16 protein-coding genes are annotated in these 15,171 nt (G+C 71.2%); 3 read left to right on the top strand and 13 right to left on the bottom strand.

The window, feature by feature from the left end:
* Nucleotides 1–12: 12 nt before the first annotated feature.
* A complete protein-coding gene (locus tag Ato02nite_RS12040; RefSeq protein WP_246606647.1) occupies nucleotides 13–657 on the top strand; it encodes a TetR/AcrR family transcriptional regulator in 645 nt (214 codons plus the stop codon).
* Between the two features lie 21 nt (nucleotides 658–678).
* On the opposite strand, the gene Ato02nite_RS12035 is transcribed toward Ato02nite_RS12040, so the two are convergent.
* The 6 genes from Ato02nite_RS12035 to Ato02nite_RS12010 all read right to left on the bottom strand — a co-directional run bounded on the left by Ato02nite_RS12035 (nucleotide 679) and on the right by Ato02nite_RS12010 (nucleotide 5,502).
* The gene (locus Ato02nite_RS12035; protein WP_213006552.1) at nucleotides 679–1,545 is read right to left on the bottom strand and encodes a dioxygenase family protein; all 867 of its coding nucleotides are present in this window, start codon (nucleotides 1,543–1,545) and stop codon (nucleotides 679–681) included.
* 205 nt (nucleotides 1,546–1,750) lie between these two features.
* Entirely contained in the window at nucleotides 1,751–3,460 is a 1,710-nt protein-coding gene (locus tag Ato02nite_RS12030; RefSeq protein ID WP_213006551.1) for a toll/interleukin-1 receptor domain-containing protein, read from the bottom strand.
* A gap of 16 nt (nucleotides 3,461–3,476) precedes the next feature.
* Nucleotides 3,477–3,806, bottom strand: coding sequence for an ArsR/SmtB family transcription factor (locus Ato02nite_RS12025; RefSeq protein ID WP_213006550.1), 330 nt, complete (start codon nucleotides 3,804–3,806; stop codon nucleotides 3,477–3,479).
* Nucleotides 3,793–4,227 (bottom strand): SRPBCC domain-containing protein, encoded by a 435-nt coding sequence (locus Ato02nite_RS12020; RefSeq protein WP_213006549.1) that lies wholly within the window; start codon nucleotides 4,225–4,227, stop codon nucleotides 3,793–3,795. Before Ato02nite_RS12020 ends, Ato02nite_RS12025 begins: the two co-directional genes overlap by 14 nt.
* Nucleotides 4,228–4,288: 61 nt before the next feature.
* Nucleotides 4,289–5,206, bottom strand: coding sequence for an extracellular catalytic domain type 1 short-chain-length polyhydroxyalkanoate depolymerase (locus Ato02nite_RS12015; RefSeq protein WP_213006548.1), 918 nt, complete (start codon nucleotides 5,204–5,206; stop codon nucleotides 4,289–4,291).
* Nucleotides 5,161–5,502 (bottom strand): hypothetical protein, encoded by a 342-nt coding sequence (locus Ato02nite_RS12010; protein ID WP_213006547.1) that lies wholly within the window; start codon nucleotides 5,500–5,502, stop codon nucleotides 5,161–5,163. The genes Ato02nite_RS12015 and Ato02nite_RS12010 overlap by 46 nt, the downstream gene beginning before the upstream one ends.
* 190 nt (nucleotides 5,503–5,692) lie before the next feature.
* Between Ato02nite_RS12010 and Ato02nite_RS12005 the strand changes: the two genes are divergently transcribed.
* Together Ato02nite_RS12005 and Ato02nite_RS12000 are read left to right on the top strand one after the other, a co-directional pair.
* Nucleotides 5,693–6,514: an SAM-dependent methyltransferase gene (locus Ato02nite_RS12005; RefSeq protein ID WP_213006546.1), complete on the top strand. Its 822-nt coding sequence runs from the start codon at nucleotides 5,693–5,695 to the stop codon at nucleotides 6,512–6,514.
* 58 nt (nucleotides 6,515–6,572) lie between these two features.
* Nucleotides 6,573–7,526 (top strand): LysR family transcriptional regulator, encoded by a 954-nt coding sequence (locus tag Ato02nite_RS12000; protein ID WP_213006545.1) that lies wholly within the window; start codon nucleotides 6,573–6,575, stop codon nucleotides 7,524–7,526.
* On the opposite strand, the gene Ato02nite_RS11995 is transcribed toward Ato02nite_RS12000, so the two are convergent.
* From Ato02nite_RS11995 to Ato02nite_RS11965, 7 genes are read right to left on the bottom strand one after another with little or no spacing between them, the layout of a single operon-like run.
* Nucleotides 7,477–8,715, bottom strand: a complete 1,239-nt coding sequence (locus tag Ato02nite_RS11995) for a vWA domain-containing protein (RefSeq protein WP_213006544.1) — start codon at nucleotides 8,713–8,715, stop codon at nucleotides 7,477–7,479. The two genes, Ato02nite_RS12000 and Ato02nite_RS11995, sit on opposite strands and share 50 nt — an antisense overlap.
* Nucleotides 8,702–9,754, bottom strand: coding sequence for an SRPBCC family protein (locus Ato02nite_RS11990; RefSeq protein ID WP_213006543.1), 1,053 nt, complete (start codon nucleotides 9,752–9,754; stop codon nucleotides 8,702–8,704). The genes Ato02nite_RS11995 and Ato02nite_RS11990 overlap by 14 nt, the downstream gene beginning before the upstream one ends.
* Complete coding sequence (locus tag Ato02nite_RS11985; protein WP_213006542.1) at nucleotides 9,751–10,611, bottom strand: AAA family ATPase; 861 nt, start codon at nucleotides 10,609–10,611, stop codon at nucleotides 9,751–9,753. The genes Ato02nite_RS11990 and Ato02nite_RS11985 overlap by 4 nt, the downstream gene beginning before the upstream one ends.
* Nucleotides 10,608–11,180: a nucleotidyltransferase family protein gene (locus Ato02nite_RS11980; RefSeq protein WP_213006541.1), complete on the bottom strand. Its 573-nt coding sequence runs from the start codon at nucleotides 11,178–11,180 to the stop codon at nucleotides 10,608–10,610. Before Ato02nite_RS11980 ends, Ato02nite_RS11985 begins: the two co-directional genes overlap by 4 nt.
* Nucleotides 11,177–12,307, bottom strand: coding sequence for an XdhC family protein (locus tag Ato02nite_RS51545; protein ID WP_246606645.1), 1,131 nt, complete (start codon nucleotides 12,305–12,307; stop codon nucleotides 11,177–11,179). The genes Ato02nite_RS11980 and Ato02nite_RS51545 overlap by 4 nt, the downstream gene beginning before the upstream one ends.
* On the bottom strand, nucleotides 12,307–14,700 hold the full coding sequence (locus Ato02nite_RS11970) for an aerobic carbon-monoxide dehydrogenase large subunit (protein ID WP_213006540.1): 2,394 nt from the start codon (nucleotides 14,698–14,700) through the stop codon (nucleotides 12,307–12,309). Before Ato02nite_RS11970 ends, Ato02nite_RS51545 begins: the two co-directional genes overlap by 1 nt.
* Nucleotides 14,697–15,170, bottom strand: coding sequence for a (2Fe-2S)-binding protein (locus tag Ato02nite_RS11965; RefSeq protein ID WP_213006539.1), 474 nt, complete (start codon nucleotides 15,168–15,170; stop codon nucleotides 14,697–14,699). Before Ato02nite_RS11965 ends, Ato02nite_RS11970 begins: the two co-directional genes overlap by 4 nt.
* Nucleotide 15,171 lies beyond the last annotated feature (1 nt).

The following is a 15,171-nucleotide window of genomic DNA, read 5'->3' as shown; positions in this document are numbered from 1 at the left end:
TGCGCGCCTACGATGGCGGAACCGGAAGGGAGCGATCAGATCACCGGGCTGAGGGACCTGAAGCGCGAGCGGAACCGCGTGCTCACGGCCGAGACGGCGTGGCGGCTGTTCATCGAGCGCGGCTACGACAACGTCACGGTCGCCGACATCTGCGCGGCCGCCGAGATCGCACCGCGCACCTTCCACCGCTACTTCGCCAGCAAGGACGACGTGGTCGGCGAGCCGGTGCGGTACATGACGAGCCTGATGGCCGAGCACATCGCCGGCGCACCGGCCGGCATGCCCGACCAGGCGGTGCTGCGCAGCGCCATGCACAAGCTCGGCGTCTTCGTCGTCGAGCACCGGGACTGGCTCGGCGCCCTGCGCACCGTCATCCAGAACTCGGTGCACCTGCGCGAGTCCCATCAGGGCGTGCCACCCGAGCGGGAACAGGAGATCATCGCGATGCTGGCGGCCCGGCGCGGCGAGAGCGGCGAGCCCGGCTGGCGGCAACGCCTGCTTGTCGCGTACGCCGTGACGGCGTTCCGCATCTGGCACGACGAGTACCTGCGCGGAAAGGTGTCCGACCCGCTCAAGCAGCTCGACGAGATGTTCGCGACGATCGAGGCGACGGAGTCCCGCCCGGGCCTGGAGGGCCATTCCCTGGGAGGAAAGTAGGCCCGGACGGGACCGACCCGGTCAGGCGGAGAGGCGCGGACCCCCGCCGCCCGTTTCGGTGTTGCTCGGGTCCACCGTGATGGTCAGGTTCGCCACGTAACCGGCCGAGACGCTGCCGGTGACGGTGGCCATCTCCCGGGCGGCCAGGTCGTCGCCGAACACCATGTCGCTGGAAAGGCTGGTCCGGCGCATGTTGGCGGTGCTGCCGGTGTAGCCGTAACTGCTGGCGTACACCGCCTTGGACGGGGCCTCCGGGAGGGCGATCTGCGAGGTCTTGCGGATCGGCCCCGCCCCGCTGGTCGCGTCGGCCAGCGACGAATAGACCTCGAAGTGGATGTGCGGCCACCGGCCGGTGTAGGCGGCCGGGTAGATCGTGGTGAAGGTGACCTTGCCGGTGGCGTCGCTCACCTGGATACCGCGCAGGTAGTTCTGATTGGTCACGCCGGACGAGTAGAGCGAGTAACGGCCGAGCTTGTCGCAGTGCCACGCGTAGACCGCGACGCCGGACAGCGGCGCGCAGGCCAGGTTGTTGACGGTGAGCGAGAACTGCAGCAGGACGCCGGTCGCGACGGTGGTGGAGGTGCCGAACGAGGGTCGGATGTCGCTGCGCACGATGCCGCTGAGCACCCGCACGTCCGGGCCGTTGGAGCCGTCGGCCGGGAACGGCCCGGCCGTCTCCGACTCGACCTCTTCGAGACAGGCCGCCGCGGCCGCCGCGGCCTGCCCGCCCGCGCCGATCAGCGATCCGCCGGCCACCGCGAGGGCGCCGGCACCGCCGAGTACGGCGAGCATCCGCCGCCGGGACATGGTGCCGAGGTCGAACGCCAGGCCCTTGTCGTGGACCTCCCGCACGTACGCCTCGTTGTCCTGCTCCGGTGTCTGTGGCATGAGACTTCCTCCTGCTCCTACGTGGTGCAGCCGAGCGACCCGGGGGCCGCTTCTGGGGGACGCAGGAGAGACAAACATTGAAGTCTATGAATGGCCTGTGGTTGATCAGCGATCCCGCATACCGAAACGGTCATCACTTCGCGGCAATTGTTCCCGGCGACGATCGGGTCTCCGCGGCGGCCATGGAGGACCGCAAGCGGGAGGGCTACTTCCAGGGCTCGAGCCAGAGCTCGTCCGGCCGATTCGGATAGGCGGGATCCAACTCGGCCAAGACCGCGAGGAGCCAGGAACGACGCTTCCGGTTCATCGCCACGAGGCACTGTTCGGCATCGGCGGCGATGCGGGCCGCTCGCCCCGCGTCGGTGGCATGCAGTGCCCTCGCCAGGACGGCAAGAGCGACCGGCTTCGATTCCACACCGGCCGACCACGCCAGACGTTCGGCCTCCGCGAAGAGCCGGAGGGCGCCGGGACGATCTGTCGGCGCGAGGCCCTCGGCAACCGCGGCGACGGTCTCGGCCGTAAACCCGTCCCGCGACTTCCCACCGAGGCTCAGGGCCGCCTGCCGGGGATCGGTCGTGGCCAGCCGCCGGACGACAGTGGCCGTGGCCGCGTCCCGCTGCGGCCCGGCCGCCATGGAGCGAGCCAGGCGCATGCCCTCCCCCGGATCGGCTGCCGACACCGCCGCTACGACCGCCACGGGATCGAGCACCGCGCGCCGGTCGATGGCCACCCGCCGGAAGGACGACTCCTCGGCCGGCGGGAACCGAAACCCGTCTGGGTCGGAAAAGTGCCAGTTCAAATCCGGCTCGCTGCGGGCGATCCGCACCGCGTCGGCCTGTTCGATCTCCGTCCGCGCCGCGTCGCTGTCCGGATCATCAGCTCGGTACAGCCGCCGCGCCTCGTGGAAGAGCCGGTCGTCCGGGGATGAGCGGGCGATGACGGCCAGCGCTCCCGACCTCGCCACGTCCCCACGGATCCAGTGGGCCACGGCCTCGGCCAGGTCCGGATCGGTGGGCGCGACGACGGCGACGACGGCGATCAGGGCGTGGGTCCGGTGCGGCTCCGACCGGATGGCGTCGGCAACCCGCTCGGCCGCGTGCGGCTCGGTAGCGGCCAGTGCGCGCGCGACGTGCACCAGCGCCTGATCGCGGTCCTGCGCGTCCGGCGCCGTCCGGGCGACGCGCTCGGCCCGCCCCGGATCCCAGGCGGCCAGCGAACGGACCACCACCGCAACATTTCCACCGGTCCCGACGCCGTTGGACACCTCCTCCTCGGCCTTGGACCACAAGGCCTCGGCGGCGGCCGGATCCACCGGCCGCGTCGCGCCGGCCACGCGGCCCACGGTCCCGGTGGGGATGTCCCGTCCGGGGCCTCGGAGGAGGGCGCCCGCCTCGGCCAGCAGGCGCCGCAATCGCTCGGCCTCCCCCATCGCCGCGCCGGGATAGGGAACCCGCGTCCCGCTGCTGGCTGCCGGCGTTCGCGCCCGCTGGATCGCCGCGAACAGCGCGTCCATGTCGGGGTAGTAGCGGGTGTGCCGCAACTCCACGGCGTTGAGCCGGGCGAAGTCGCGCAGGTCGGCCGGCAGTCCGCCGGGCGGGGCGGCGCCGTCCACCAGTACGGGGAGCACCCGCACGCCGCGCCGCATGGCCCCACGGATCTCGTGCCGGACGTAGTCGTGGCCGCCGTCGGCGGCGGACAGCAGCGTCGCCCACTGCCGGCCGATCAGCGCGACCAGCACCGAGCAGTTGTCCAGCGCCGTGTCGATCTCGCCGACGAAGTCGGCGCCCGGCTCGATCGAGGCGACGTCCATGAAGACCTTGGCATCGGGAAACCGCTGGCCGAGCCGCAGGTGCAGGAGCCGCGCGTCGGCCGGGGTGTCCGCGCGCCGGTAGCTGATGAAGATGCCGGTCGGCATCACCACAGATTAGAGGTCAGCCCAAATGCTCCCGCAGGGCGGCGAGCGGGCCGTCCCAGTCGCGGGCCAGGGCGGACAGGAACTGCTGGGCCACCTTCATCGAGGCGGTGTCCACCCGGTAGCGGACCCGGCGCCGCTCCCCCGGCTCGGCCATCACCAGGCCGGCCTCGGACAGCAGCCCGAGGTGCTTGGCGATGGCCTGCCGGGTGATCGGCAGACGGGCGGCGAGGTCGGTCGCGGTGGCCGGGCCGCCCGAGGCCAGCGACGCCAGGATGGCGCGGCGGCTCGGGTCGGCCAGGGCGGCGAAGACCTCCTGCGCCACCGCTTCCGGGTCAGGATTTGCCATCGAGGTAGGCGACCAGCTCGCCCAGCTCGTTGGTCCAGCCGGTGGTGTTGCCGCCGAACGCCGTCTTGTGCAGGTCGTCGGGCAGCTGTGCGAATCCGCTCTCCACCATGGTCAGCGTAGTGCCGCCGCCGGAGGGGGCGAGCGTGAACTCCACGTATGTCCGGCGGGGGTCGTCGGCCGGCAGGCCGTAGAGCGACCAGGTGTAGCCGAACACCCGCGGCTGTTCGAGGCGCTCGATGGTCAGCGTGGCCTTGTCGCCGCTGGTCCAGGTCAGCACGGCCTGGCCGCCGACCCGCAGGTCGACCTCGGCACTGTTGCCGAACCAGGTGCCGAGGCCGTCGGCGGTGGTCAGCGCCTGCCACACCCGCTCGGGCGAGTGGGCCAGTTCGAGGGTGCGCTCGATGCGGTCGGGAAAGCCCATGACATCTCCTTAGTAGCAACCGATTGGTTGCTACTCAATCTATGGCAACCACTTGGTTGCGTCAAGCTCTGGTGAAGAACTGCCAGATGGTGTCGGTGGCGTCCAGGACCATCGACGGCGGATCCAGCCGGATCAGGCGGGAGGCGATCGGGCCGGCGTTGCGCGAACCCGGCCACTGGTGGCCCGCTCCGGTCACGGCGATCAGCTCGACCGTCCGGCCGCCGGGGCAGCGGGCCAGCGTGGTGGTCACCATCTCCGAGGCCGTCACGGTCGGTGCGGGACACCCGTCGACCGTGCGCCAGGTGGCGTTAAGCGCCTCGACTCCGGGGCCGTCGATCTTCACCGGGAGGCGGCTGCCGGTGTTGTTGCGCCGGCCCGGCCCACCGGCGTACGGAATGGTCCGGTCCTCTTTGCCGTGAATGGCCAGAACCGAGAGCGGGCGCGGATCGGGGCAGGGGTTGATCATCGTGCCGGCCACTGCGGCGATCGCCGCGAACAGGGTGGTCTCGCAGGCCAGCCGGTAGGTGAGCAGGGCGCCGTTGGAGATGCCGGTGGCGAAGACCCGGGCCGGATCGATCGGCACCCGCGTGCCGATCTCGGCCACCATCGCCTTGATGAAGGCGACGTCGTCGACCTGGTCGCGGGCGGCCACCCCGCAGCAGTCCGGGGAGGCGTTCCAGGTGCGCTTGATCCCGTCCGGGAATGCGGCCACGAAACCGTCGCTGGTCGCCTCGTCGTCCCAGTCGTACGACTGCTCGGCCTGCCGGCCGGTGCCGGCCGCCCCGTGCAGGACCACCACCAGGGCCGCCGCCTTTCCGGCCGGGATCGCCGGCCGGAAGACGCGGTACGTGCGGTCGAGCGCACCCACCCGGATGGTGTGCTCGGAAACCCCGGTGGGGTTCGGCTTCGGTTTGTCCGGACCCGAGCAGGCCGTCAGCAGGAGAAGAAGAATCGGGAGGAACACGGCCAGCCGTCGCATCCTGCCATCCTCCACATGCCACGTTCGGGATAGGTAATCCTATTTGCAGGATTTCGTCGAGCGAATGAGTTCCCAGCCCAAGGCCCCATCGTGCCGACGAACAGCTTGTTGTCGGTGACGATCATCCGCCCGGTGTAGTTGTTGTAGACGTTGTCGAAACCGGACTTGCCGAACAGCGGCGCGTAGTTCGTCGACTGGTTCGACCAGGTCTTCGTGACAGCGTCGTAGACCGGTAGCGAGGTACGGGCTCCGCCGGTGACGGCGATGACCCGGACACAGGATGGTGACGCGCTCATCGAACTCCCGCTTCACGTGGGACATGGAGATCGACTCGAACAACGCCGAGTACCTGATCGGCGAGAAAGGTCGTCACCAGCGGCACCCCGCTGCGGTGGGCCCCCGTCTCCGTCAGCTGATCGATTACTGTCCGCTCCCGACCCGGTCCACTGTGTACCGGGCCGGGAGCGTTTCCATTAGGGTGTCGGCATGGCTTCGACCCACGGGGATGGATCACGGCCGGCCATCGACAGCTCGGTGCCGCACCCGGCCCGCCGCTACAACTACTGGCTGGGCGGGAAAGATCACTTCGCCGCCGATCGCGCCTCCGGCGACGAGATCGAAAAGAAATTCCCCGGCATGCGTACGGGTGTGCGCGCCAACCGTGACGTCCTCGGTCGCATGGTCCACTACCTGGCGGCCGACGCCGGCATCCGGCAGTTCCTCGACATCGGCACCGGCCTGCCCACCGCCGACAACACCCACGAGGTGGCCCAGCGCGTCGCCCCCGACTGCCGGGTGGTCTACGTCGACAACGACCCGATGGTGATGACCCACGCGCAAGCCCTGCTGAAGAGCACCCCGGCCGGCCGCACCACCTACCTGGAAGCCGACCTGCGCGACCCGTCCGCGATCCTCAGCGACCCCGACCTGAAGGCCACCCTCGCGCTCGACGAGCCGGTCGCCCTCATGCTGGTCGCGATCCTGCACTTCATCCCCGGCACGGGCGCCGCGCAGCCACTGGTCCGCGAGCTGCTGGACGCCCTGCCGGCCGGCAGCTACCTGGCCGCCACCCACTTCACCACCGACTTCATGACCCCCGCCGAGCAGGCCCGCTACCGCGAGATGCTGGCGGCCGGCCGCAGCGACGTCTGGCCCCGCGACCACGCCGAGTTCGGTGCCCTCTTCGACGGCCTGGAGATGGTCGACCCCGGCGTCGCCCTGGCCACCGAGTGGCGCCCCCGCGAGGGAGCCGACCGGCCCGACCCCCGCCTGATCGGCATCCTGGCGGCGGTCGGCCGGAAACCCTAAGCTCCTTCACATCTCTGCATAGGGGGCTCGACGTGGCTCGACATGGCAGGCTCGGGCTATGACCCCCACGCAGCTCCGCGCCTACTCGGCCGTGGTGCGCCGCGGCTCGGTGAAACAGGCCGCCGCCGAGCTGTCGGTCAGCGAATCCGCCATCTCCCTGCACATCGGACAACTCCGCAAGGAGCTCGGCGACCAGCTCTTCACCCGCACCGCCGCCGGCCTGGCCTTCACCCCCGGCGGCCTGCGCCTGGCCAGCCGGTCCGCCGAGATGCTCGGCCTGCAGGACATCACGGTTCGCGAGGTGAGCACCGCCGGCACCGGCCGTCGCCTGCTGCGCGTCGCGGCCTCCAGTCTGTTCGCCGAGCACGCCGCCCCCGGTCTGATCGAGCTGTTCGCCGGCCGCGCCGACGACCTCGACGTCGAGTTGAGCGTGCACCACCCCGCGTCGTTCGAGGCCCAGCTGCTGACCCGGTCGGTGGACATCGCGATCGGTCCCCGCCCGGCCGCCGAGACCGGGCTGGTGTGCCGCCCGGTGATGAACTATCGGGTGGTCGTGGTGGCCGGCGCCAACCACCCGCTGGCCGGCGTCCGCGCGTCGGCCGCCCAGCTGCGCGACCAGACCTGGCTGCTGGGCCCGTCCGCGGCGGTCGACATGGGCGCCATCCCCGCGCTGCTGCGCCGCCTGGCCGTCGCCGAGGGCAACCAGCAGATCTTCCAGAGCCACGCGGCCGCCCTGGAGGAGGTGAAACGCGGCAAGGGCGTGGCCCCGGCCCTGTCCTTCACGGTGGCACCCGACGTCCGCACCGGCCAGTTGGTGCAGCTGGCCGGCCCGTACGCCACGCTGGAAGCGGTCTGGCACTCACTGACCCTGGCCGACCGCGGCACCCCGTCGGCGGCCGCCGAGCTGGCCCGCTTCGCCGCCTCCCCCCGCGCGATCCAGGCGATGATGCGCGGCTCCGGCGTCAACGTGAGCCACTTCCGCCCATCGGTCCACGTGACCCTGTGGAGCTGAACGACATGGCCCGGGCGGCCGCGAACAGGTCGTGGAAAGTGGCGGCCGGCAACAGGCCGGTGCAGTAGGGCAGGGCCGCCGCCATCGCCGCGACCGCCGGGGTGAAGCCGGGCGTACCGGCCCGCGGGTTCAGCCACAGGACGGCATGCGCCCGGCGGGACAACCGGGCCATCGCCGCGGCCAGCTCCGCCGCCGGATCGCTGTCCCAGCCGTCCGACGCGATCACCACGAGGGCGCCCCGGACGGCGTTGCCGTGGTGCGACCGCAGCAGCGCGGTCACGTTGGTGGCGATCCGGGTGCCGCCGAAACGGTCGGTCACCGCCGCCGTCGCCTGGGCGATCGCGTCCTCGGCGGACCTGCGGGACAGCGCGGGTGTCAGCCGGGTCAGCCCGGTGGCGAACGCGAAGACCTCGGCCGGCGTCACCGTGGCAAAGGCCCGCATGAGGTGCAGGTAGGCGGTCGCCTGGGCGCGCATCGACTCGCTCACGTCGCACAGCATCACCACCCGGCGCGGGCGGCGCCGCGGCCGTTCCCGGACGATCGTCACCGGCTCCCACGCGGTGCGGCGAGCGCGGGAGATCGTCGCACGCAGGGCGATCCGGCGGCCGGTGGAGTCCGGCGCGTGCCGCCGGGTCCGCCGCGTGGGCCAGCGGGTCAACTCCCGGCGCAGCACCTCGCCGAGCGCCGCGGTCTCGGCCGGATCGAGCTCCTCGAACGGCCGGTCGGCGAGCGCCTCGATCGCGCTCGGCCGCAACTGCGGCAGAAACAGGCCGGACTCGTCGCCGGTTTCCGCCTCGGCCACCACCGGCGGCCGCGTCGCCCACGGCAACCCGCCGCCGGCCACCCCATCGCCACCCGCCGGAACCGGCACGTGGACGTCGTCGCGGTGCCCGGCCGGCCCCGCGGCGGACCGGTTCAGCGGCAGCGGCGCCGCGTCGGTGAACACGTCCTCGAAGACCCGATCGAACGCCACCAGGTCGGACTCCCGCCGGACGAGCGCGATCCGGGCCGTCCAGTAGAGCGCCCGGCGAGAATCCGGCGGATGGACGCCCAGCGCCCGGACCAGGTCGTCGATCTCCGTCAGCCCCGCGAGCACCCCCGCGCCGCGCAGCCGGTTCGCGAACGACACGGCGAACGCGGCCCGGTCGATGCCACGCAGCAGCACCGGTCCCGACTCAGCGGCGGGCAACGAGCCAGGCGATCACCGCGCCGGCCACCACCACGCCCGCCACCAGCGGAACCACTCGCTTGTAGATCGACCCGCCGGCCAGGCTGAGCAGATCCAGCGGCTCCGCCTCTTCGGACACGGCGGTCACCGACGCGGCGGGCCCCGACGCGGCGGGCCGGAGCGGGGTCGTCGCGGCCGCGCGGTGTGCGTCGGCGTCGGCGAGGAAAGCGGCGGCGGGCGACGCCGCCGGGTCCGCGATGGCGGCCACCGGCTCGGGCGCGGGATCGGCGTCGATCGCGGCGCCCGGAGTGGGAACCGCACCCGCGGCGGCGGTGGCCGAAGCGGCCGGCCGGCCCGCGTCGGCGTCGATCGGGGCCCTCGGGGTGGGAACCGAACCCGCGGCGGGCGCCGAAGCCGGCGCATCCGCCGCGGGTATCACCGGCGTCGAGGACACCGGCGGGGCCGGCGTCGGCACGGGGGAAACCGACGCCGACGGGATTGCGGTATCTGGGGCCGCGGCCACGGCGGCCGACGAAGCGGTGGCCGGCGCGGCGTCCGACGAAGCCGTGGCCGGCGCGGCGTCGGTGGCCGGCTCGGATGCGGCGGCCGGCTCGGCGTCCGCGGCGAGCTTCGCTTCGAGGTTGGCGACGAACTGGGCGAGCAGCTTTCCCGAGACTTCCTTGATCATGCCGCTGCCGAACTGGGCCAGCTTCCCGCTGATCTTCAGGTCGGTGTCGACGCTCACCGTCGTACTCTCGCCGGCCGGGACCAGGACCGCGGTGACCAGCGCCGACGCATTTCCCGCGGAGCGGGCGTCGCGGCCCTTCGCGTCGATGACCGCGCGATAGGCGGCATCGTCCTTCTCGGTGAAGCGGGCCGTCCCGGCGAACTCGGAGATCACCGGGCCGACCTTGATCTTCACCTTGCCCTGGTAGACGTCGCCGTCGACGCCGGTCAGCTGCGCCCCGGGCATGCAGGGCGCGATGCCGGAGAGGTCGGTCAGCACCTGCCAGGCGCGGTCGATCGGGGTGTGCACGGTGAACTCGTTCGTGATCTTCATGCGATCTCCTGGTGGACGGCGCCGGCGACGACGAGGCGGTCGTCGGGGGTTTTCGCGATGGTGCCGAGGGTGTGCAGGGCCTCGGCCGGGGCCAGTTCGGTGGCGCCGAGCGCGGCCAGCGCGGACACCCAGTCGATGGTTTCGGCGAGGCCGGGCGCCTTGTCGAGGTCGAGCGCGCGCACCCGGCCGATGAACTCGGTGGCGCTCGCGATCAGCGGCGCACTCGCCCCGGGCACGGCCCGGCGGACGATCTCGGCCGCCCGCCCCGCCGCCGGGAACTCGATCCAGTGGTAAAGGCATCGGCGGCGCAGCGCATCGTGCAGGTCACGGCTGCGATTGGAGGTCAGGACCACCACCGGCGGCCGTACGGCGGTGAAGGTCCCCAACTCCGGCACGGTCACCGACGCCTCCCCGAGGAACTCGAAGAGCAGCGCCTCGAACTCGTCGTCGGCCCGATCGATCTCGTCGATGAGCAGCACCGGCGGCGTGGGCCCGTCGTACCGTACGGCTTTGAGAATGGCCCTTTCCTGCAGGAACTCGGCGGTGAAGAGATCATCGTCGCCGAGCCGCTCGTGCCGTGCCTCGGCGAGCCGGATGGCGAGAAGCTGCCGCTGATAGTTCCACTCGTAGAGCGCCTCCCCCGCGGTCAGCCCCTCGTAGCACTGCAGCCGGATCAGCGTCGTCCCCAGCGCCTGGGCGAGTGCCTTGGCGGCCGCGGTCTTCCCGACCCCGGGTTCCCCTTCGAGCAGCAGCGGCTTACCGAGCCGCAGCGCGAGGAAGACGGCCATGGCCAGCCCGTCGTCGACGAGGTAGTCGGCCGCATCAAGCCGCCGGGCAACCTCTTGCGGATCGTTCACGCGGACTCCTCCGCGAGCAGCCGCCGATAGTCGTCCCGGGTGTCCACATCGACCGGAACGCGCCCGGCACAGTCGACCGGGGTGACCGGGTAGCGCCCCGAGTGCAGCAGCTTCCAGACCGCTTTGTCCCCGTGCAGCTCCGCCAGCTCGGGAAAGACGGCCCGCCGGAACAGGAACGGATGCCCCGGCCCGTCGGCATAGGAACAGACCGCGAGCGGCGTGGGCGCCGCCGCGACCCGCCGGACATCGTCCGGCGAAACCCCCGGTTGGTCACCCAGCAGCAGAACAAGCGCTTCCGACGACACCAACGGTACGGCGGTACGGATCGACGACCCGCACCCCGACGAGAACTCCGGGTTGTCGACGACCTCGAAGCCGTCCAGATCCACGGCGGCCCGCACCCGTTCCGCCGCCCCGCCCAGCGTCACCAGCAACTGATCGAACCCGCAGCGCCGAGCCATGGCGAGCGTCGCGTCAAGCAACGTCCGCCCGCGGTAGGGCAGCAGCTGTTTGGCTTCCCCGAGGCGGAGCGACCCACCGGCCGCCAGCACCAGCCCGGTAACGCTCATCGCCCCGCCACAAAGGTGTCCCGGCACCGCACACAGCAGAACCAGTGCTCCACCCCATCGACAACGGCATGCGGCACGTCATCCCCGACGACAACCCGCATCCCACAAACCGGATCAACCACAGTCCGAGCCGCACCCCCCACCGACCCACCCGCAGCCGACCCACCCGCAAGTGGCTCATCCGCAGCTGATCCCCCGCCGGCAGTCAGGCCCGCACTCGCGGTCGCCCCTGCCGTCGCTCTCCTCGCCCGCTGCGACATTTCCGAAATATCCGAAATGTCGAGAAGGCCGCCATGACTACCCAGGACGGAGGCGGGCGCGGAACCGGAGGCGGGCGCGGAACCGGGCGCGGACACAGAAGCCGGCGCGGACACGGAAGCCGGCGCGGACGCGGGCGGCGGCGATGCTTCCGCTGCTGCGTGGGCGGTGCGGATTTCTTTGACTATCTCGGCCAGGACGGAGAGGGCTATCTCCTGGTGGGTGCGGGCTCCGATGTCCAGGCCGGCGTGCGGGCGCACCCGGGCCCGCTCCTCGTCGGTCAGGCCCAGGGAATCCAGCACCGCGGCGCTTCGGGTGTGGCTCGCCACCAGGGCGATCAGGGGGACACCGGCGTCCAGAGCGGCGCGGATGGCCTGCTCGTCGTCGCGGCCGAGGCCCGCTACCACGACCGCGCCGGCACCGGCGTACGTCATGGGGTCGGTGATTTCGAAATTTAGGAAGGAAGCCAGCGACGCCACCGCGGCGCCGATCGGCGTGGCCGCGCCGGACACGCCGAGCAGGGGGCGTGGCAGCACCGGGCGCAGGAAGATCTCGATCGCCCCGCCGGACAGGCACGGGTTGACCACGACCAGCGCACCCGGCGCCTCGGGGAAGGACGCCGCGCCGTCGGGCAGCACCCGCAGCAGCAGCGTCTTCCCGTCGCGCAGCGTGTCGAGGGCCGCCGCCCGCACCGATGTCTCCGCGCACACCCCGCCGACGAAGCCCTCGATGGACCCGTCGTCCAGGATGACCGCGTCGTCGCCGGGCACCGCGGACGTCGGCTGCTGGGCGCGCACCACCGTGGCGTGCACGAACGGCCGCCGCTGGGCGGTCAGTTCGTGCACGCGCGACGCGATGACGGTGGCCATCAGATCGGCGGGGTCGCCTGGCCGCGCATCGCGTCCCAGACGCGCGACGGGGTCAGGGGCATGTCGGCGTGCCGCACCCCGAAGGGTTTCAGCGCGTCGACGACCGCGTTGACGATCGCCGGCGGCGAGCCGACGGTGGCCGACTCCCCCACGCCCTTGGCGCCGATCGGGTGGTGCGGTGACGGGGTGACGGTGAAGCCGGTTTCCCAGTCGGGGACCTCGAGGGCGGTCGGGATCAGGTAGTCCATCAGGGACGCCCCGAGGCAGTTGCCGTCCTCGTCGAAGGCGATCATCTCCATCAGCGCCATCCCGACGCCGTCGGTGAGGCCGCCGTGGACCTGCCCCTCGATGATCATCGGGTTGATCCGGGCGCCGCAGTCGTCGACGGCGATGAAGCGGCGCACCTTGACCTGCGCGGTTCCCGGGTCGATGTCGACGACGCAGATGTACGCGCCGTGCGGGTAGGTCAGGTTGGACGGGTTGTAGCAGATCTGGGCTTCCAGGCCACCTTCGACGCCGTCGGGCAGGTCCCCGGCGCCGTGCGCGCGCATGGCGATGTCCTGAATGGTGACCGATTTGCCGGGGTCACCCTTGACGACGAAGCTGCCCTTGGCCCAGTCCAGGTCGGCGACCGAGACCTCGAGCATGGCCGACGCGATCAGCTGCGCCTTGTCGCGCACCTTGCGGGCGACCAGGGCGGCCGCGGCGCCGGAGACCGGGGTGGACCGGCTGCCGTAGGTGCCGAGCCCGAACGGCGTCTGGTCGGTGTCGCCGTGCACCACCTCGATGTCGGCCGGCGGGATGCCGATCTCCTCGGCGATGATCTGCGCGAACGTGGTCTCGTGCCCCTGGCCCTGGGTCTGCACCGACAGTCGCACCACGGCCTTGCCGGTCGGGTGGATCCGCAGTTCGCAGCCGTCGGCCATGCCGAGGCCGAGGATGTCCATGTCCTTGCGCGGCCCGGCCCCGACGGCCTCGGTGAAGAACGCGATGCCGATGCCCATCAGTTCGCCGCGGGCCCGCTTCTCCGCCTGCTCCCGGCGCAGATCGGCGTACCCGGCCATGTCCATGGCGAGCCGCATGGTGGGCTCGTAGTCGCCGGAGTCGTAGACCCAGCCGGTCTTGGTCTCGTACGGGAACTGCTCGGGTTGGATGAAGTTCTTCAGTCGTAGTTCGGCCGGGTCCATGTCGAGCTCATGGGCGAGACAGTCGACGATCCGCTCGACCAGGTAGACGGCCTCGGTGATCCGGAACGAGCAGGCGTACGCGACCCCGCCGGGCGCCTTGTTGGTGTAGACGGCGGTCATCTTGCAGTACGCGGCCTCGATGTCGTAACTGCCGGTGAACACGCCGAAGAAGCCGGCCGGGTATTTCACCGGGGCGGCCGTGCCGTTGAAGGCTCCATGGTCGGCGAGCACGTTCGTACGGATGGCCAGGATCTTGCCGTCGCGGGTCGCCGCGATCTCCCCGCGCATGATGTAGTCGCGGGCGAAGCCGGTGCTGATCAGGTTTTCCGACCGGTCCTCCATCCACTTCACCGGCTTGCCGGTGAGGATCGAGCCGACGATCGCGCACACGTAACCGGGGTAGATCGGGACCTTGTTGCCGAAGCCGCCGCCGATGTCCGGCGCGATCACCTGGATCTTGTGCTCCGGGATGCCGGCCACGATCGCGTAGAGGGTGCGGTGCGCGTGCGGTGCCTGGGTGGTGGACCAGAGCCGCAGTTTGCCGTCGATCGAGTCGAAGTCGGCGACCGCGCCGCAGGTCTCCATGGGTGCGGGGTGCACGCGCGGGTAGACGATGTCCTCGACGACGACCACATCGGCGTTGGCGAACACCGCCTCGGTGGCCGCCTCGTCGCCGGTCTCCCAGTCGAAGACGTGGTTGTCCGCCTTGTCGGTCAGATCGTCCCGGATCAGCGGCGCGCCGGCTTCCAGCGCTCGCCGAGCGTCGACCACCGGCTCGAGGACGTCATATTCCACGTCGATCAGCTCGAGAGCGTCACGGGCCGCATAACGATCGTCGGCCACCACGAAGGCGACCTCCTGGCCCTGGAAGCGGACCTTGTCGGTGGCGAGGACGGCCTGCACGTCGTTGGAGAGCGTCGGCATCCAGGCCAGCCCTTTTTCGGCGAGCATCGCGCCGGTCACCACCAGTTTCACGCCCGGTGACGCCTCGGCCGCACTGGTGTCGACACTGACGATGCGGGCATGCGCGAAGGGCGCCCGCAAAATCGCCAGATGCAACATCCCCGGCAGCTGTACGTCGTCCGTATAGCGCCCGCGGCCCCGGAGGAAACGCGGGTCCTCCTTGCGCAGCATCCGACCGAAACCGACGGGCTTCTGGTCGTTGTCGTCGAAGTTCGTGAACTTCGGTTCCTGCACCGTGGTCACTGGGTCACCGCCGCTTCATGGACGGCCGCCCACCGCACACTTCGGACAATTGTCGCGTAGCCCGTGCAGCGGCAGATCTGCCCGGAAATGGCTTCGCGGATCTCGCCGTCGGTGGGATCCGGATTCTTGTCGAGCAGGGCGCGGCAGGTCATCAGCATGCCCGGCGTGCAGAAACCGCACTGCAAACCGTGGCACTGCATGAAACCCTCCTGGATCGGGTCGAGCTCACCGCCCTTGGCCAGGCCTTCGACGGTACGGACCTCGTGGCCCCCGGCCATCGCGGCCAGCACCGTGCAGGACTTGACGGGCTCGCCGTCCAGCCACACCACACACGTGCCGCAGTTGCTGGTGTCGCAGCCCCAGTGGGTGCCGGTCAGGCTCAGCACGTCCCGCAGGAAGTGCACGAGCAGCAGCCGCCCCTCGATCTCCCGGGTGACCTCGACGTCGTTGACGGTCATCGTGACCTGCATG

Origin of the sequence: Paractinoplanes toevensis (assembly GCF_018332695.1) — a bacterium.
Classification (GTDB): Bacteria; Actinomycetota; Actinomycetes; order Mycobacteriales; family Micromonosporaceae; genus Actinoplanes; species Actinoplanes toevensis.
This window is presented reverse-complemented; position numbering and strand designations above follow the sequence as displayed.